This is a genomic window from Herbaspirillum sp. CF444 (assembly GCF_000282135.1).
Taxonomy (GTDB): Bacteria; Pseudomonadota; Gammaproteobacteria; order Burkholderiales; family Burkholderiaceae_D; genus Herbaspirillum.
Map to the genome: position 1 here is coordinate 20,191 of NZ_AKJW01000068.1, position 16,874 is coordinate 37,064.

The following is a 16,874-nucleotide window of genomic DNA, read 5'->3' on the forward strand; positions in this document are numbered from 1 at the left end:
CAGTTATATGCGAATTCTCCTCTGGCTTCTTACCCTGTTTGCCTCCGCCATCGGCCTGGCGGTGTTGGCGCGCTTCAATCCCGGCAACGTGGTGCTGTTTTATCCTCCTTATCGGGTTGACCTGTCGCTGAACTTCTTCCTGTTCGCGGTCATCGTCCTGTTCATCGCTCTGTACGTGTTGATCCGCGCCGTGCGCCTGACGCAGAAACTGCCAGGCCGCGTGATCGCCTATCGGCGCCAGAAGCGCGAAAACGACGGCAACAAGGCCTTGCGCGATTCTCTGAAAGCTTTTTTCGAAGGTCGCTTCGGCCACGCCGAAAAGGCCGCCACGCGCGCTGCCGAATTGCCTGAAAACGCCGGCATCGCGGCCCTGGTCGGCGCCCGCGCCGCGCATCGCATGCGTCAGACCGAGCGCCGCGACATCTGGCTGGCCAGCACCGACGGCGACAACGGACTCAAGGCGGCGCGACTGATGACCAGTCTGGAACTGCTGGTCGACGATCACCAGTTCAAGGCAGCGCTGGAAACCGTCGAAGAACTCAACGCCAACGGCACGCGCCACATCCAGGCGCTGCAATGGGCGCTCAAGGCAAACCAGCAAGCCAAGAACTGGCCCGAAGTGCTGCGTCTGGTGCAGACGCTGGACAAGCGCAATGCCTTGCATCCGGCCTTGTCCAACCGCCTGCGCGAAATGTCCTATGACGCCTTGTTGTCGGATCGTTCGCACGACGCCGAATCGATCCGCCGCCTGTGGGCCGAGGTGCCGAATGCCGATCGTCTCAAGCCTTTCATCGCCGCACGCGCTGCGCAGGCGTTCAGCAGCCGCGGCCTGCACGACGAAGCGCGCACCTTGCTGGAGCGCGCACTGGCAGCCGACTGGGACGACCGTCTGATCCGCGCCTATCGCGAATCCACTGCGGAAGCGGGTTCGCCGGCTTTGCTGGCGCAGATCGAGCGTTGCGAATCCTGGCTGGCCAAGCGTCCCACCGATGCCGAACTGGCGCTGACGCTGGGCATGTTCTGTTTGCGCCAGAAGCTGTGGGGCAAGGCCCAGCGCCATCTGGAGCAGGCGCTGTCCGATGCGCTTGAACCGCGCACCGTGCGTGAATCGCATCTGAGCCTGGCGCAATTGCACGACGCGCTGGATCAGCATGAACAGGCTGCGGCGCATTACAAGCAATGCGCGCTGGCGACTGCGATCCGCTGATCTCGCTGCCTTCGTGAATTTTCTCTGAAATCGCCGCTGCGTTCCTCCCGGGGCCCAGCGGCGATTCTCATATTGCCACCGCTCAAGATCGTGCAGATTCCGGCTTCCGGCATGAAAGCCGTTATAATCTCGGGTTTCCGATTCCTTCATTTCTTTGCGAGAAAGCACCATGAGCCTGAATAACGTCCCGTCCGGCCGCGACCTGCCCAACGACTTCAATGTGATCATCGAGATCCCGATGAACGCCGATCCGATCAAGTATGAAGTGGACAAGGATACCGGCGCGATTTTCGTCGACCGTTTCATGGGTACCGCCATGCACTATCCGTGCAACTACGGCTACATCCCGCAAACGCTGTCCGAAGACGGCGACCCGGTCGACGTGCTGGTGATCACGCCGTTCCCGCTGTTCCCGGGCGTCGTGGTGCGCTGCCGTCCTATCGGCGTGCTCAAGATGACCGACGAATCCGGCGTTGACGCCAAGTTGCTGGCCGTGCCGGTCGACAAGGTGCTGCCGATCTACACGCACTGGCAAAAGCCGGAAGACATGAACGAACTGCGCCTGAAGCAGATCCAGCATTTCTTTGAGCACTACAAGGACCTGGAAAAAGGCAAATGGGTCAAGGTCGACGGCTGGGAAGGTCCTGAATCCGCCAAGGCCGAAATCCTGGCGGGCGTCGAAGCCTACAAGAAGCAACAAGCCAAGTAATTCCGGCCTTGCCGAAAAAAAGCGCACTCAAGAGTGCGCTTTTTTTACGTCATCGCCGGCGTTTTAGAGGGCGTGTCTACGACTGAGACGACGTGCGGAACGGATTGCGTTCATTGAGTTCGCTCAGGTAGTCGTTGATGCCGCCGCCTTCGCGTTCGAGGAAGCGTTCCACCGCATCGGCAAACGAGGGATGCGCGAGCCAGTGCGCCGACCAGGTTTTTTGCGGCAGGAAGCCGCGCGCCATCTTGTGCTCGCCCTGGGCGCCGCCTTCGAACCAGGCGATCTTGTTGGCGATGCAGAATTCCAGCGGCTGGTAGTAGGCGGTTTCGAAATGCAGGCAGGGCACTTCTTCGAGCGCGCCCCAATAGCGGCCGTACAGCGATTGTGCATCATGCACCACCAGCGACGAGGCGATCGCCTTGCCGTCGCGACAGGCGATCGTCAGCAGCAGGTGTTGCGGCATGTCGGCGGCAATGCGCAGGAAGAAATCCAGATTCAGATAAGGCGTGGAGTAGTGTGCGGAATACGTGTGGCGGTAGCAGCGGTGGAAAAAGCGCCAGTCCTTTTCGGTCGCTTCGGCGCCGCCGAGATGGCGGAAGCTCACACCGGCGTCGGCCACCTTGCGCCGTTCGGCGAGAATGTTCTTGCGCTTCTTGCGTTCCAGCGTCGACAGGAATTCCTCAAAGTCGCGATAGCCTTCGTTATGCCAGTGGAACTGCACGCCGCTGCGGAGCATGAAGCCGGCTTGCGCCAGCGTCTGCGCTTCGGCCTCGGGCGGGTAAAGGATGTGGGTGGAGGATGTCTGTGCAGCGCTCTGCAATTCGCTTAAGGCTTGCACCAGCGCCTGCCGGGCCAGGTCATCGTGGGCCAGCAGACGTCCGCCGGTCACCGGCGTGAAGGGGATCGCCGACAGCAGCTTCGGATAGTAGGGCAGGCCGTGGCGTTCGTAAGCCTCTGCCCAGGCCCAGTCGAACACATATTCGCCGTAAGAATGGTATTTGAGGTAAAGCGGCAATGCAGCCTTCAGCTGCTCTCCTTGCCACAGCGTCAGGTATTGCGGTTCCCAACCGGACTCCTTGGCGGCGGAGCCGCTTTCATGCAGCGCGTGCAGGAAGGCGTAGGACAAAAAGGGTGTCGCATCGGGCTGCGCGGCGACCAGCGAATCCCACCGGCTTTGGCCAATTTCGGCCAGAGAAGAAATGATTCGCGTGCGATAATGGACTTCTGCGTTCACTGCGTGCAGCTCCCTGGCATCGGTGTCCGGCCTTTCGTCTTCATCATCATCGTCATTTTCTTACTCGTCGCCATCATGTCAGTCAAAGTCGCCATCGCCCAGATCAACAGCACAGTTGGGGATATTTCGGGCAATCGCAACAAAATCGCCGAATTTTCGCGCCGTGCCGCTGGGCAGGGCGCCGATATCGTGCTTACGCCTGAATTGTCGCTGGTGGGTTACCCGCCGGAAGATCTCTTGCTGCGCCAGGCATTCTACGCAAAAACCGAAGAAGCGTTGCAGGCGCTCGCCGCCGAACTGGCTCCACTGAAAGACGTGCACGTCGTGGTCGGTCATCCGATGCTCAAAGATGGTGCACGCTTCAACGCTGCTTCGGTTCTGCTCAACGGCAAGATCGCCGGCGTCTACAGCAAACTGGAGCTGCCCAACGACAGCGTGTTCGACGAAAAGCGCTATTTCACTTCGTCGGAACAGGCGCTCGTTTTCGACGTCAAGGGTACCAAATTCGGCATCAACATCTGCGAAGACACCTGGTTCCCGCGCGCGCCCGCGCTGGCAAAACAGGCCGGCGCACAGGTGTTGCTGATCCTGAACGGGTCGCCGTACCACATGAACAAGCAATTGCTGCGCCTGGACGTGATGCGCGCCAACGTGACCAGACAAGGCATGCCGCTGGTGTTTGCCAATCTGGTGGGCGGCCAGGATGAATTGATTTTCGACGGCAATTCCTTCGCTATGGACGTGGCCGGCGAACTGGTCGCGAGTCTGGCGCACGCGGAGGAAGATCTGCAGCTGATCGAGTTCGACGGCGTGCAGATCCGCAATCCGAAGATGGCGCCGGCGCTGTCCATCGAAGCGCAGGTATATCAGGCGCTGGTGCTGGGCGTGCGCGACTATGTCGGCAAGAACGGTTTCCCGAGCGTGCTGATCGGCTTGTCTGGCGGCGTCGATTCGGCGCTGACGCTGGCCATCGCCGTCGATGCGCTGGGTGCCGACAAGGTGCGCGCGATCATGATGCCGTCGCCTTATACGGCCGATATTTCCTGGCTTGATTCGCGCGACATGGTCGAGCGCATCAAGGTGCGCTACGACGAGATTTCCATCAACGACTGCTTCACCGCCTTCCGCAATACCTTGTCCGAAGAATTCAAGGGACTCAAGGAAGACACCACCGAAGAAAACATCCAGGCGCGCATCCGCGGCACGCTGCTCATGGCGATGTCCAACAAGTACGGTTCCATCGTCCTCACCACCGGCAACAAGAGCGAGATGGCAGTCGGCTACTGCACCTTGTACGGCGACATGGCCGGCGGTTTTGCGGTGATCAAGGATATCGCCAAGACGCTGGTCTATCGCTTGTGCGCCTACCGCAACAGCGTATCGCCGGTGATTCCCGAGCGCATCCTGACGCGCCCGCCTTCGGCCGAGTTGCGCCCGGACCAGAAGGACCAGGATTCGCTGCCGCCTTACGAAGTCCTGGACGGCATCATGCAGATGTACATGGAAGAAAATCGCAGCATCGGCGAGATCGAAGCAGCCGGTTATCGCCTGGAAGACATCGAGCGCATCACGCGCCTGATCAAGATCAACGAGTACAAGCGCCGTCAGGCGCCGGTGGGCATTCGCGTTACGCATCGCGCGTTCGGACGTGACTGGCGTTATCCGATCACATCAAGATTTCGTGAGTAATGAGTATTTCAATGCGTAGGATTTCAGGGTGGGCATTGAGGCGCATGCGCTGAAAACCTTGATAGATTTAATTCGATTTTTTGCGGCATTTTATAAGGAGGGAGTTGTCATGAAGCAAGTCACTGCTATCATCAAACCGTTCAAGTTGGACGAAGTGCGCGAGTCGCTGGCTGAGGTCGGCGTCACCGGTCTTACGGTGACCGAAGTCAAGGGTTTCGGTCGTCAGAAGGGCCACACCGAACTGTATCGCGGCGCGGAATATGTGGTCGATTTCCTGCCGAAGGTGAAGATCGAAGTTGTCGTCGACAACAGCGTGGTCGAGCCGGTTGTCGACGCCATCATCAAGGCGGCGCGCACAGGCAAGATCGGCGACGGCAAGATTTTCGTCCAGGAAGTCGAGCAGGTCATTCGGATCCGTACCGGTGAGACAGGAGCGGAAGCGGTCTAAAACATGAAGGGGAGAGCGCATGCAGGAACGGCATCGAGGCTGGCTGTTTCGAATTCTTCCGATGCTGTTAGCGTGGTCATTCTCTCCGGTACATGCTGAAACGGGTGTCACCAATACCCGTATTCTGCTTGGGCAGTCCGTCGGATTGTCCGGACCCACGGCGCAGATGTCGCGTCAACTGCTCATCGGCGCCAGGGCGTACTTCGACAAGATCAATAAGCAAGGCGGCGTGCATGGCCGGCGTATTGAGCTGGTTATCCGGGACGACAAGTACACCGCCTCCCTTGCCGCCTACAACACGCGTCAACTCATCGAAAGCGACAAAGTATTCGCCTTGTTCGGCTTCGTCGGCTTGCCGACCAGCCGGGCTGCGGTTCCGATCGCCACCAAAGCGCGCGTTCCTTTCTTTGCTCCGCTGACCGGGGGGCCTTCTCTTCACGCACCGTTCAATCGCTACGTTTTTACGCTGCGCGCCAGCTATGCCGAGGAGTACGCTTACGCCTTGCATAATCTGAGCAGCATGGGGCTGCGCAGATTTGCCCTGGTGTATCAGCAGGATCAGTCCGGTGTGTCGATCAAGCAGGCGGTGGAAGACCAGGCCAGGACCGAGGCGATTGATCTGGTCAGCATCGACATCGACGTGGACGGCAGGAACGTCGAGCCGGTCATCGCCAAAATATTGGATGCGCGCAGCGAGGTGGCGATGCTGCTCACCGGGGATTACCTCGCCAGCGCGCGCATCGTCAGAGCCCTGCGCAGCAGGGGATATCAGGGGCAATTCTTCGCTATCTCGTTCGTCGGACAGAAAGCGCTTGCGGAAGAACTGGGCGACCTTGCGCGCGGCATTCTGGTGACGCAGGTGGTGCCGTTTCCCTGGCGCGTGTCGATGCCGCTGGTTGCGGAATATCGCAAACGCATGTCCGAAGCCGGCTACGAGAATCTCACTTTCAGCAGCCTTGAAGGATATATCGCGGCGCGCGTGCTGGTCGAAGGCTTGCGGCGCGCGCAACGCGATCTCACGCGTGAAAAACTGATCCGCGCGCTCGAAAGCATCAATGCGCGCAACTACAGCGACGGCGGCTACGTGATCAATTTTTCGCCGCACAATCACAACGCCTCCCAGTATGTGGATATGGCTGCCATGACCGGCGGGGCACGCTTTCTGAACTGAAACGACTGAATTGCGCATGGCATTTCATCGATGATATATACTGTATATTTATACAGTATATTGAAGGATTGCCATGGCAAAGTCAAGCTATCGACCGGTGCCGCTGCAGACTACACGTACGCTGGAGACGGCCGGCGAGACTTTTTCACAGGTGTTCGACGCCCGCAAGGGGCGCGGCGCCGTCAGCAATATCCAGGGACGTTATGAAACCGATCGGCGCGTCGCTTTCGACGACGGCTGGGGTGCCGGCGAAGAGGAGGAGAATGGCGAGCCGGCTGCGCTGCACACCATCGTCACGGAAGAAGTCGCCAAGTCCATCATCAGCCGCAACAAGTCTCCGGACCTGCCGTTCAATGTGTCGCTTAATCCCTATCGCGGCTGCGAGCATGGCTGCGTCTACTGCTTTGCCCGTCCTACGCATGCCTACCTGGGTTTGTCGCCGGGCTTGGATTTCGAGAGCAGGATTTTCGCCAAGATGAATGCGCCGGAGCTGTTGCGCAAGGAGTTGGCCAAGCCTTCCTACATTGCGGAAACCATCACCGTCGGCATCAACACCGATGCCTACCAGCCCTGCGAGCGCGAGTTGCAGATCACGCGCCGCGTGTTGCAGGTGCTCGACGAGTGCCGCCATCCTGCGGCGCTGATCACCAAGTCTTCGCTGATAGAGCGCGACGTCGACATCCTTGCCGCCATGGCATCACGACGACAAGTGATCGCGGCAGTGACCATCGCCACGCTGGATCCGGCGCTGGCGCGCAAACTGGAGCCGCGCGCGGCGACGCCGACACGGCGTTTGCGCGTGATCCGCACGCTGGCCGACGCCGGCATCCCTGTCAGCGTCAGCATTGCGCCTATCATTCCCTTCGTCAATGAGCCGGAACTGGAAAGCATCGTCGCGGCCGCCGCCGAAGCAGGCGCGCGCCGTGCCGGCTATACCGTGCTGCGCTTGCCGTGGGAGGTCAATCCGCTATTTCAGCAATGGCTGCTGACGCATTTTCCCGAGCGCGCCAATCGCGTCATGAATCGCATCCGCGAGATGCGCGGCGGCAAGGACAACGATTCGGATTTTGCGACACGCATGCGCGGCGAGGGCGTGTGGGCCGATCTGATTCGCCAGCGTTTCGACAAGGCGGTGCAGCGCAGCGCCATGCATCAGCGGGGCTGGTTCGACATGCTCGATGCCTCGCAATTCGTCCCGCCCGCGCGTCCGCCGAAGATATCGGTATCCGGCCAGTTCGATCTGTTCTGATCCGGCTGCACGCGAATGCCTTGCCTGTTATTTCTCGCTGTCCAGATGCGCCATCGCGTAGGCGGCATAGCGATCGCCCGCTGCGGCGCCGGATGGAATGGCTTCTTCAATGCGGGTCAGATCCTGTGCGGTCAGCGTGAGCTTCAGTGCGCCGAGTGATTCCGCAAGACGTTCCGGGCGACGCGCGCCGACCAGCGGCACGATGTCCTTGCCTTGCGCCAGCACCCAGGCGATGGCGACCTGCGCCGGCGTGGCTTGCTTGCCGGCGGCGACCGTACGCAGCACGTCGATCAGCGACAGGTTGTGCTTGAGGTTGTCGCCGGAAAAGCGCGGATTGGTGCTGCGGAAGTCGTTCGCCGCCAACTGGCGCGACGGATCCCAGTGGCCGCTGATCAGGCCGCGCGACAGCACGCCGTAGGCGGTGATGCCGATGCCCAGTTCGCGGCAGGTCGGCAGGATGTCTTTTTCGATGCCGCGCGAGATCAGCGAATATTCGATCTGCAGGTCGGCGATGGGATGCACGGCATGGGCGCGGCGCAGCGTCTCGGCGCCGACTTCCGAGAGACCGATGTGGCGCACGCGGCCTGCTTTGACTTCCTCCGCGATGGCGCCGACGGTTTCTTCGATCGGCACGTTGGGATCGAGGCGCGCAGGGCGGTAGATGTCGATGTGGTCGGCGCCGAGGCGGCGCAGCGTGTAGGCGAGGAAATTCTTGACCGCAGCCGGACGGTTGTCCATGCCGACCCAGTTGCCGCCGGCGTCGCGCATGGCGCCGAACTTCACGCTGATGAGCGCATTGGCGCGGTTGCTGCCGTTAGCACTGCGCAGCGCGTCGCGGATTAGCATCTCATTGTGGCCCATGCCATAGAAGTCGCCGGTGTCGAGCAGGGTGATGCCGGCTTCCAGCGCGGCGTGGATGGTGGCGATGCCGTCTTGCTCGTTGGCCGGGCCGTAGAGATCGGACATGCCCATGCAGCCCAGGCCGATGGCCGATGAGACGAGGCCGTTGCGGCCGAGTGTGCGGTTTTCCATGATGTTTCCTTCCAGTCAATCAGTGATGCGCTTGCCTGGCGGGAGTGCCCGAGCGCTTGGATCGTATTATTGGGCTTATCTGTTTTCGAATAAATGGCGTTAAAATGATTTCTTTGTTCGAAAATCGATAATTATTAAAATGGACCGACTCCAGGCAATGGAAGTGTTCGTGCGCGTCGCCGAACTGGGCAGTTTCAGCAAGACCGCCGAGCAGATGGGTTTGCCGGCGGCGACCGTGACCAACGCGATCCAGGCTGTGGAGAAGCGCGTCGGCGTGCGCCTGCTGCAACGGACCACGCGCAAGGTCGCGCTGACCGACGACGGCGCTGCCTATCTGGAGCGCTGCCAGCGCCTGCTGGCGGAATTCCAGGACGTGGAAAACCTGTTCGACCGTGAACAGCCCCAGGGCGTTGTCCGTGTGGACTTGCCGGAGCGATTGGCGCACAAGGTGGTGATTCCGCAATTGCCGGCGTTCTTTGCCCGTTATCCGGATATCCGCGTGAAGCTCAACGCCAGCGACCGCTTCGTCGATCTGGTCGGCGAGGGCGTCGATTGCGTGGTGCGTGTCGGCATCCTCAGCGACTCCACGCTGATCGCGCGCAGCATCGGCGCGATGGAGCAGATCACCTACGCGTCCAAAGAATATCTGGACCGCCACGGCCGTCCGCGCACCTTGGCGGAGCTGGAGAAGCACGTGATGATCAATTATTTTTCCAGTCGTACCGGCCGCGATTTGCCGTGGGAGTACATGCAGAACGGCGAGCTCAAGACGCTCAAGCTGCCTGGCCAGGTGTCGGTGGCCAGCTCGGAGGCCTATATGGCGTGCTGTCTGGCGGGGCTGGGCATCGTGCAGGCGCCGCGCTTCGGCGTGGAAGATTTGCTGGAGCAGGGCGTGCTGGAAGAAGTGCTGCCGGCGTTCAAGCCGCCGCCGTTGCCGGTGTCGATCGTATATTCGCACAACCGGCATCTGTCGCCGCGCGTGCGGGCTTTCGTCGATTGGCTGGCGGAAATACTGGAAATACGCTGAGCCTGTCCAGCGTCAAAGCAGAAGCAGCGCTTTCGCTAGTGTACTGTCCCGTAAATTTGTAGCATGATAAAAGTGGTGAAATCGGGGCGAGACAAGGAAAAAAGCGCAGCAAGGCCGGGGCCTTGCGAGCATTTTTGACGCCGTATTCGCCCCGATTTTCAACATCTTTTATGCTGCGAATTTACGGGACAGTACACTAGCCGGCGTTGGACGGCGTGCTCGATTGCAGCAGTACGACCAGTGCGCCCGAGCCGCCGTCGGCCGGACGCGCCTGGCAGAAGGCGATGACTTCATCCTTTTGCGACAGCCAGTTGCGGACTTTCTGTTTCAGCACCGGCTCTTTGTTGACCGAACCCAGCCCTTTGCCGTGGATGATGCGCACGCAGCGCTGGCCACGACGGCGCGCCTGGCGCAAGAATTCGCCGAGCGCTTCCCGCGCCTCGTCGCGACGCAGGCCGTGCAGGTCGAGCTGATTCTGGATCACCCAATGGCCGCGGCGCAGTTTGCTGAGCACGTCGCTGCCCACGCCGGGACGTGTGAAGCTCAGGTTCTCGTCGGTGTCGAGCAGGGTGTCGAAGGTGAATTCGTCGGACAGCGATTCCATCAGCGCGGCCTGTTCGTCGGCGATATGCTGGCGCGCAATCGGCAACGGTTGCGGCGGCATGAGGGGGGCTTTGTCGTTGTTGCGCAGCGGCGCTACGTTGCCGACGCTGTTGCGGAAGATGTCGGCCTCTTCGCGCAGGCGTTTTTCGTCGGCGATGCGTTGCCGTTCAGCGGCCAGGCGCGCTTCTTCCTGCGCCTTGAGATCCTTGCGCAACGACTTGAGCGCGGAAAAATCCTTGATAGTCGCCATGATTCGCGAACCGGTGAGAGATGAACATGCCCTCCCGCGCTAAACAAGCCGGCGGGAGAGCACCATGGATGTTACTCCAGGCCTTCCAGGTAACGCTGGGCGTCCAGCGCGGCCATGCAGCCGGTGCCGGCGCTGGTAATGGCCTGGCGGTAGATATGGTCCTGCACGTCGCCGGCGGCGAACACGCCATTGACGTTGGTGGCGGTGGCAAAACCTTCGAGACCGGTGCGGGTCTTGATATAGCCGTTGTGCATGTCGAGCTGGCCGTCGAAAATGCCGGTGTTCGGTTTGTGGCCGATGGCGATGAACAGGCCGTGCAAGGTGATCGGCGTGATGCTGCCGTCTTGCGTCGACTTGATCCTGATGCCGGTCACGCCGCTGTCGTCGCCGGTGACTTCGTCAAGTGTGTGGTGCCATTTGATCTCGATCTTGCCTTCGGTGACCTTGTGCAGCAGGCGGTCGATCAGGATGGGTTCGGCGCGGAACTTGTCGCGGCGATGGATGATGGTGACCTTGCTGGCGATGTTCGACAGGTACAGCGCTTCTTCCACGGCGGTATTGCCGCCGCCGACCACGGCGACTTCCTTGCCGCGATAGAAGAAACCGTCGCAGGTTGCGCAAGCCGACACGCCCTTGCCCATGAAGGCTTCTTCCGACGGCAGGCCGAGGTATTGCGCCGATGCGCCGGTGGCGATGATGAGTGCGTCGCAGGTATATTCGCCGGAGTCGCCGATCAGGCGGAATGGCTTTTCCGACAATTTGGTGGTGTGGATATGGTCGAAAATGATTTCGGTATTGAAACGTTCCGCATGTTGCAGCAGGCGTTGCATCAGTTCGGGGCCTTGCACGCCCATCGGGTCGCCCGGCCAGTTTTCGACATCGGTGGTGGTCATCAGCTGGCCGCCTTGCTCGACGCCGGTGATCAGCACCGGATTGAGGTTGGCGCGCGCGGCGTACACGGCGGCGCTGTAACCGGCAGGGCCGGAACCGAGAATCAAAACCTTGGCGTGTTTGGACGTGGTCATAAAATAGTCTTAGTGAACTGAACAGAAGTGGGCGCAGCGGCAACGTGAAGATATGAAGCACATGATGCCGGTCTGCTGAATTTCAATGCGTGCGCAAGGAGGCCGGCGGCCGATGATGGCCACCATGAACGGCTTATGTTGCCGTTTACCTTATATTGCGCTGCAAAACGGTTAAGATTATAGACGAACCGCCGGAGCGGCCTGATGGAATTACACTATCCGTTCAATAGGGCCGGAGCGACGCAATCTGCGGGCGATTTCCGGCAGCCGGTTTTCTGGCCGGCAATCGCCGTTACAATGTCGCCTGAGTTTCAAACATGCATTAGCAGTGCGCCAGATAAAGATTTATGACCAAAACCAGCCAAGCCTACACCCGTACCACCAAAGCCGCCGAAGCGCCGCCGCTGCCCAGCAGACTGGTGCGCCTGCTCTACGAAGCACGCTGGCTGGCGATGGCGACCCTGCTTGCTTACCTCGCCATCATCCTGCTGACTTATTCGCGCAACGATCCCGGCTGGTCGGTGGCCAACACCGTACCGCACCTGCACAATTGGGGCGGCCGCATCGGCGCCTGGCTGGCGGATTTGATGCTGTACATCTTCGGCATGTCGGCGTGGTGGTGGTGTGTGTTGCTGGCGCATTCCATCTGGCGCAGTTACCGGAAACTGGCGAACCGCTTTCTGGTGCAAAAGCAGGCCGAGCCTGAGCATCACCAGGAAGGCCTGATCCGCGCCATCGGTTTTGTCTTCCTGCTGGCCGGCAGTCTCGGCATCGAATACATGCGCATGTATTCGATGAAAACGCCCATGCCGCGCGCGCCGGGCGGCGTGCTGGGCGAGATGATCGGCAGCGGGGCGCAATCGTCGCTGGGTTTTACCGGTGCGACCTTGTTGCTGCTGCTGTTGTTCGGACTCGGCTTCAGCCTGTTCTTCCATGTATCGTGGCTGGCCACGGTGGAGCGTATCGGCGGGGTCATCGAGGACGGTATTTTCTGGGTCAGGAATTTTTACTCTGCGCGCGAAGACCGCAAGGTCGGCCACGTTGCGGCCGTCAAGCGCGAAGAAGTGGTGGTGCAGGAACGCGCCAAGATCGTCGAAGCGCCGCCGATCCGCATTGAGCCGCAAGTCGTGGCCGTGCCGAAATCGGAGCGCATCGAGAAGGAACGCCAGACCAGCCTGTTCCAGGACATCGACTCCAGCCTGCCGCCGCTGTCGCTGCTCGATGAAGCGCCGCCGGCGCAGCAGACGGTCACGGTCGAGACGCTGGAATTCACCAGCCGCCTGATCGAGAAGAAGCTTTCCGACTTCGGCGTCGAAGTGAAGGTGGTCGCGGCCTACCCCGGCCCGGTGATCACGCGTTACGAAATCGAACCGGCCACCGGCGTCAAAGGCAGCCAGATCGTCGGCCTGGCGCGCGACCTGGCGCGTTCGCTGTCGCTGACATCGATCCGCGTGGTGGAAGTCATCCAGGGCAAAAATTTCATGGGTCTGGAACTGCCTAACCCCAAGCGCCAGATCGTGCGCCTGACCGAGATTCTCGGCTCCAAGGTTTATAACGACAGCCATTCCAGCCTGACGGTGGCGCTCGGCAAAGACATCGCCGGCAATCCGGTAGTGGCCGACCTCGCCAAGATGCCGCACTTGCTGGTGGCCGGCACCACGGGTTCCGGCAAATCGGTCGGCATCAACGCCACCATCCTGTCGCTGCTGTACAAATCGACGCCGAAACAGGTGCGTCTGATCCTGATCGATCCGAAGATGCTGGAGCTGTCGATCTACGAAGGCATCCCGCATCTGCTGGCACCGGTCGTGACCGACATGCGCCAGGCCGGACATGCGCTGAACTGGGCCGTGGCCGAGATGGAGCGCCGCTACAAGCGCATGTCCAAGCTGGGCGTGCGCAACCTGGCCGGCTACAACCAGAAGATCGCCGACGCCGACAAGCGCGGCGAGAAGATCCCGAATCCGTTCAGCCTGACGCCGGACGCGCCGGAACCGCTGGAGCAGCTCGAAACCATCGTCATCATCATCGACGAACTGGCCGACCTGATGATGGTGGTCGGCAAGAAGGTGGAAGAACTGATCGCCCGTATCGCGCAAAAGGCGCGTGCCGCCGGCATCCATCTGATCCTCGCGACCCAGCGTCCTTCGGTCGACGTCATCACCGGCCTGATCAAGGCCAACGTGCCGACGCGGATTGCCTTCCAGGTCAGCAGCAAGATCGACTCGCGCACGATTCTCGACCAGATGGGCGCGGAAGCGCTGCTCGGCATGGGCGACATGCTGTACATGCCGCCCGGCACCGGTTTGCCGATCCGCGTGCATGGCGCCTTCGTTTCCGATGAAGAAGTCCATCGCGTGGTCGACCATCTGAAAGCGCAGGGGGAACCGAATTACATCGAGGGCATCCTAGAAGGAGGCGTGGCCGACGATGCCGAAGGGGCAATCGGCGGTGGCGCTGCGGGCGGCAGTGAAGGCGATGAGCTCTACGATCAGGCTGTTGCTGTCGTGCTGAAAAATCGCCGGGCCTCGATTTCTCTGGTGCAACGTCATTTGCGCATCGGCTACAACCGCGCGGCGCGTCTGCTGGAGCAGATGGAGCAGAGCGGTCTGGTGTCGACCATGCAATCGAACGGCAACCGGGAAATCCTCGTGCCGGCAGGAAATACCTCGGAATAATCCATGCAAAGAAAAATACCAGCAATGCAAGTAAAACCGGCATTACCTCGTCTCAACAAATGGCCTCTTGCCCTCTCTGCATTGGGTTTGAGCGCGGCGCTGTTTTCCGCACAGGCTTCGGCCAGTGCGCTGGAGCAGTTCAAGCAATTCGTGGCGTCGACGCAATCGGCCAAAGGCCAGTTCGTGCAGCGTCTGGTCAAGACCGACAGCGGCACCGTCAAGGTCTCCAACACGTCCAGCGGCACCTTCGTGTTTTCGCGGCCGGGAAAATTCATCTGGACCTATCAGAAGCCGTATGAGCAAGTCTTGCAGGCCGACGGCGACAAGCTGTTCATCTACGACAAGGATCTGAATCAGGTCACCACCAAGAAGCTGGGCAACGCGCTGGGTTCGTCGCCTGCCGCGATCCTGTTCGGCAGCAACGACCTGGAAAAGAATTTCACGCTGAAAGAAGGCGGCGCCAAGGATGGCATGGAATGGCTGGAAGCCACGCCCAAGAGCAAGGATACGACCTTCGATCGTATCGGCATCGGTTTGAAGGACGGCGTGCCGCAAGCGATGGAGCTGCGCGATTCGTTCGGTCAGACTTCGCTGCTGTCGTTCACGAACTTTGAAAAGAACCCGCCGCTGAAGGCCACCAGTTTTACTTTCGTCGTGCCCAAGGGCGCCGACGTGTTCAACAACTGATCAGGTCGGGTTGCTGTCTCAGGTCGACATCTTGAGCATGTCGATCTTGCCTTCCACGTCGCGCCATTGCTCGTGACCGGGCATCGGCGCCTGCGCCTGGGTAATCGGTTTCCAGCCCGGATGCCTGGACAGTTTGGCGTTCAGGTCGGTGAAATGCTTCAGCGCTTCGGGCAGGTCGGTTTCGTTGTAGATCGCGCCGACCGGGCATTCCGGCACGCACATCGAGCAATCGATGCAGCCGTCCGGATCGATCGCCAGGAAGTTCGGTCCTTCGACGAAACAATCCATTGGGCAGACGCTGACGCAGTCGGTGTATTTGCAGGCGATGCAGGAATCGGTGACAACAAAAGGCATGAGCAGAAACGCCCTGAGGCGTGAAGTGATGTAAGCAGAATGGCAAGTCCGGGGCAGGGAATCGGTCTTGAATCGACTCATACCTGGGGAACCCGGCAGGATTCTAGCATCTGAGCCGATGTGCTGCTGTCGGATCGGGTAGACTAGCGGTCCTGCAATCCGTCCAATCTTAACTCTCCATTTTTACAACCGCATGAATTCTGCGCCGTTAGCCGAACGTCTCCGCCCGCACTCCTTTGACGATGTCATCGGCCAGCAGCATCTGCTCGGCGCGGGCAAGCCGCTGCGCGTGGCGTTTGAATCGGGCGAGCCGCATTCGATGATCCTGTGGGGGCCGCCGGGCGTCGGCAAGACCACGCTGGCGCGCATCATGGCGGACAGTTTCAATGCCGAATTCATCGCCTTGTCGGCGGTGCTGTCGGGCGTCAAGGACATCCGCGAAGCGGTGGAGCGCGCGCAATTCATCCGCGCCAATTCCGGTCGCCGCACGATCCTGTTCGTCGACGAAGTCCATCGCTTCAACAAGAGCCAGCAGGACGCCTTCCTGCCGCACGTGGAAAGCGGCTTGTTCACTTTCATCGGCGCGACGACTGAAAATCCTTCCTTCGAAGTCAACGGCGCGTTGTTGTCGCGCGCGGCCGTCTACGTGCTCAAGTCGCTGACTGAAGATGACCTCGGCGCGCTGATCGATCGCGCCTGCCGCGAAGAACTCGACGGCCTGCAATTCGAGCCGGAAGCGAAGGAAATGCTGATCGCCAGCGCCGACGGCGACGGCCGCAAGCTGCTCAACAATCTCGAAATCGTGGCGCGCGCGGCGCAGGCGAAGCACGTCGCCATCGTCGGCTCCGAAGTGCTGGCCGAATGCCTGGGCGACGCCCTGCGCCGTTTCGACAAGGGCGGCGATGCCTTCTATGATCAGATCTCCGCGCTGCATAAATCGGTGCGCGGCTCCAGTCCCGACGGCGCCTTGTACTGGTTGACGCGCATGCTCGACGGCGGCACCGATCCGCGCTATCTGGCGCGCCGCATCGTGCGCATGGCGTGGGAAGACATCGGCCTGGCCGATCCGCGCGCCATGACGATCGCCAACGACGCAGCCGCTACTTATGAACGCCTCGGCTCGCCGGAAGGCGAGCTGGCGCTGGCGCAGGCGGTGATCTATCTGGCGATTGCAGCCAAGAGCAATGCCGGTTACATGGCGTACAACCAGGCGCGCGCTTTCGTCGCCAAGGACAAGTCGCGCGGCGTCCCGGAACATCTGCGCAATGCGCCGACCAAGTTGATGAAGGAACTGGGTTACGGCAAGCTGTATCGCTATGCCCATGATGAGCCCGAAGGATATGCAGCGGGAGAAACCTATCTGCCGGACGGCATGCCCGATCCGCACTGGTACCAGCCGGTGCCGCGCGGCCTTGAGGCCAAGATCGGCGACAAGATGGCGCATCTGCGCGATCTGGATCGTGAATACAAGAAAAATAACAAAGGATAGAACCGGATCTAAGCAGTAACGC

15 protein-coding genes are annotated in these 16,874 nt (G+C 60.6%); 10 read left to right on the top strand and 5 right to left on the bottom strand.

What is annotated here, in order from left to right:
* Positions 1–7: 7 nt before the first annotated feature.
* Complete coding sequence (locus PMI16_RS16080) at positions 8–1,207, top strand: heme biosynthesis protein HemY (protein WP_007881390.1); 1,200 nt, start codon at positions 8–10, stop codon at positions 1,205–1,207.
* 169 nt (positions 1,208–1,376) lie between these two features.
* On the top strand, positions 1,377–1,916 hold the full coding sequence (ppa, locus tag PMI16_RS16085) for an inorganic diphosphatase (RefSeq protein WP_007881393.1): 540 nt from the start codon (positions 1,377–1,379) through the stop codon (positions 1,914–1,916).
* A 76-nt stretch (positions 1,917–1,992) separates the two neighbouring features.
* Here the strand turns inward: ppa and PMI16_RS16090 are convergent, their stop codons facing one another.
* The gene (locus PMI16_RS16090) at positions 1,993–3,150 is read right to left on the bottom strand and encodes a GNAT family N-acetyltransferase (RefSeq protein ID WP_007881394.1); all 1,158 of its coding nucleotides are present in this window, start codon (positions 3,148–3,150) and stop codon (positions 1,993–1,995) included.
* Between the two features lie 75 nt (positions 3,151–3,225).
* Here PMI16_RS16090 and PMI16_RS16095 point away from each other — a divergent pair, with 75 nt between their 5' ends.
* From PMI16_RS16095 to PMI16_RS16110, 4 genes are all read left to right on the top strand, one after another.
* Positions 3,226–4,839, top strand: coding sequence for an NAD+ synthase (locus PMI16_RS16095; RefSeq protein WP_007881395.1), 1,614 nt, complete (start codon positions 3,226–3,228; stop codon positions 4,837–4,839).
* Positions 4,840–4,948: 109 nt separating this feature from the next.
* The gene (locus tag PMI16_RS16100; protein WP_007881397.1) at positions 4,949–5,287 is read left to right on the top strand and encodes a P-II family nitrogen regulator; all 339 of its coding nucleotides are present in this window, start codon (positions 4,949–4,951) and stop codon (positions 5,285–5,287) included.
* 61 nt (positions 5,288–5,348) lie between these two features.
* Entirely contained in the window at positions 5,349–6,458 is a 1,110-nt protein-coding gene (locus PMI16_RS16105; RefSeq protein WP_272942490.1) for an ABC transporter substrate-binding protein, read from the top strand.
* A gap of 73 nt (positions 6,459–6,531) precedes the next feature.
* Positions 6,532–7,707, top strand: a complete 1,176-nt coding sequence (locus PMI16_RS16110) for a PA0069 family radical SAM protein (RefSeq protein WP_007881401.1) — start codon at positions 6,532–6,534, stop codon at positions 7,705–7,707.
* A 27-nt stretch (positions 7,708–7,734) separates the two neighbouring features.
* On the opposite strand, the gene PMI16_RS16115 is transcribed toward PMI16_RS16110, so the two are convergent.
* Positions 7,735–8,739: an aldo/keto reductase gene (locus PMI16_RS16115; RefSeq protein ID WP_007881402.1), complete on the bottom strand. Its 1,005-nt coding sequence runs from the start codon at positions 8,737–8,739 to the stop codon at positions 7,735–7,737.
* 139 nt (positions 8,740–8,878) lie between these two features.
* Between PMI16_RS16115 and PMI16_RS16120 the strand changes: the two genes are divergently transcribed.
* Positions 8,879–9,766 carry a LysR family transcriptional regulator gene (locus PMI16_RS16120; protein ID WP_034380879.1) on the top strand — a complete coding sequence of 296 codons (888 nt, stop codon included), beginning with the start codon at positions 8,879–8,881 and terminating at the stop codon, positions 9,764–9,766.
* A gap of 196 nt (positions 9,767–9,962) precedes the next feature.
* Here PMI16_RS16120 and PMI16_RS16125 read toward each other — a convergent pair whose 3' ends face one another.
* Both PMI16_RS16125 and trxB read right to left on the bottom strand, forming a co-directional pair.
* Complete coding sequence (locus PMI16_RS16125) at positions 9,963–10,619, bottom strand: Smr/MutS family protein (RefSeq protein WP_007881405.1); 657 nt, start codon at positions 10,617–10,619, stop codon at positions 9,963–9,965.
* 71 nt (positions 10,620–10,690) lie between these two features.
* Positions 10,691–11,644, bottom strand: coding sequence for a thioredoxin-disulfide reductase (gene trxB, locus PMI16_RS16130; RefSeq protein ID WP_007881406.1), 954 nt, complete (start codon positions 11,642–11,644; stop codon positions 10,691–10,693).
* A 347-nt stretch (positions 11,645–11,991) separates the two neighbouring features.
* On the opposite strand from trxB, the gene PMI16_RS16135 reads away from it, so the two are divergent.
* Together PMI16_RS16135 and lolA are read left to right on the top strand one after the other, a co-directional pair.
* The gene (locus PMI16_RS16135) at positions 11,992–14,322 is read left to right on the top strand and encodes a DNA translocase FtsK (RefSeq protein WP_007881407.1); all 2,331 of its coding nucleotides are present in this window, start codon (positions 11,992–11,994) and stop codon (positions 14,320–14,322) included.
* A gap of 24 nt (positions 14,323–14,346) precedes the next feature.
* Entirely contained in the window at positions 14,347–15,009 is a 663-nt protein-coding gene (gene lolA, locus PMI16_RS16140; RefSeq protein ID WP_007881408.1) for an outer membrane lipoprotein chaperone LolA, read from the top strand.
* Between the two features lie 18 nt (positions 15,010–15,027).
* Here lolA and fdxA read toward each other — a convergent pair whose 3' ends face one another.
* Positions 15,028–15,363: a ferredoxin FdxA gene (gene fdxA, locus PMI16_RS16145; protein WP_007881409.1), complete on the bottom strand. Its 336-nt coding sequence runs from the start codon at positions 15,361–15,363 to the stop codon at positions 15,028–15,030.
* A gap of 193 nt (positions 15,364–15,556) precedes the next feature.
* Between fdxA and PMI16_RS16150 the strand changes: the two genes are divergently transcribed.
* Positions 15,557–16,852, top strand: a complete 1,296-nt coding sequence (locus PMI16_RS16150; RefSeq protein ID WP_007881411.1) for a replication-associated recombination protein A — start codon at positions 15,557–15,559, stop codon at positions 16,850–16,852.
* Positions 16,853–16,874 lie beyond the last annotated feature (22 nt).

What these genes read in the sequence shown, in the direction of transcription:
- lolA (WP_007881408.1), top strand. Translation starts at nt 14,347, where the DNA reads ATGCAAGTAAAACCGGCATTACCTCGTCTCAACAAATGGCCTCTTGCC.
- ppa (WP_007881393.1), top strand. Translation starts at nt 1,377, where the DNA reads ATGAGCCTGAATAACGTCCCGTCCGGCCGCGACCTGCCCAACGACTTC.
- PMI16_RS16105 (WP_272942490.1), top strand. Translation starts at nt 5,349, where the DNA reads ATGCTGTTAGCGTGGTCATTCTCTCCGGTACATGCTGAAACGGGTGTC.
- PMI16_RS16120 (WP_034380879.1), top strand. Translation starts at nt 8,879, where the DNA reads ATGGACCGACTCCAGGCAATGGAAGTGTTCGTGCGCGTCGCCGAACTG.
- fdxA (WP_007881409.1), bottom strand. Translation starts at nt 15,363, where the DNA reads ATGCCTTTTGTTGTCACCGATTCCTGCATCGCCTGCAAATACACCGAC.
- PMI16_RS16135 (WP_007881407.1), top strand. Translation starts at nt 11,992, where the DNA reads ATGACCAAAACCAGCCAAGCCTACACCCGTACCACCAAAGCCGCCGAA.
- PMI16_RS16115 (WP_007881402.1), bottom strand. Translation starts at nt 8,739, where the DNA reads ATGGAAAACCGCACACTCGGCCGCAACGGCCTCGTCTCATCGGCCATC.
- PMI16_RS16110 (WP_007881401.1), top strand. Translation starts at nt 6,532, where the DNA reads ATGGCAAAGTCAAGCTATCGACCGGTGCCGCTGCAGACTACACGTACG.
- trxB (WP_007881406.1), bottom strand. Translation starts at nt 11,644, where the DNA reads ATGACCACGTCCAAACACGCCAAGGTTTTGATTCTCGGTTCCGGCCCT.
- PMI16_RS16125 (WP_007881405.1), bottom strand. Translation starts at nt 10,619, where the DNA reads ATGGCGACTATCAAGGATTTTTCCGCGCTCAAGTCGTTGCGCAAGGAT.
- PMI16_RS16150 (WP_007881411.1), top strand. Translation starts at nt 15,557, where the DNA reads ATGAATTCTGCGCCGTTAGCCGAACGTCTCCGCCCGCACTCCTTTGAC.
- PMI16_RS16080 (WP_007881390.1), top strand. Translation starts at nt 8, where the DNA reads ATGCGAATTCTCCTCTGGCTTCTTACCCTGTTTGCCTCCGCCATCGGC.
- PMI16_RS16095 (WP_007881395.1), top strand. Translation starts at nt 3,226, where the DNA reads ATGTCAGTCAAAGTCGCCATCGCCCAGATCAACAGCACAGTTGGGGAT.
- PMI16_RS16100 (WP_007881397.1), top strand. Translation starts at nt 4,949, where the DNA reads ATGAAGCAAGTCACTGCTATCATCAAACCGTTCAAGTTGGACGAAGTG.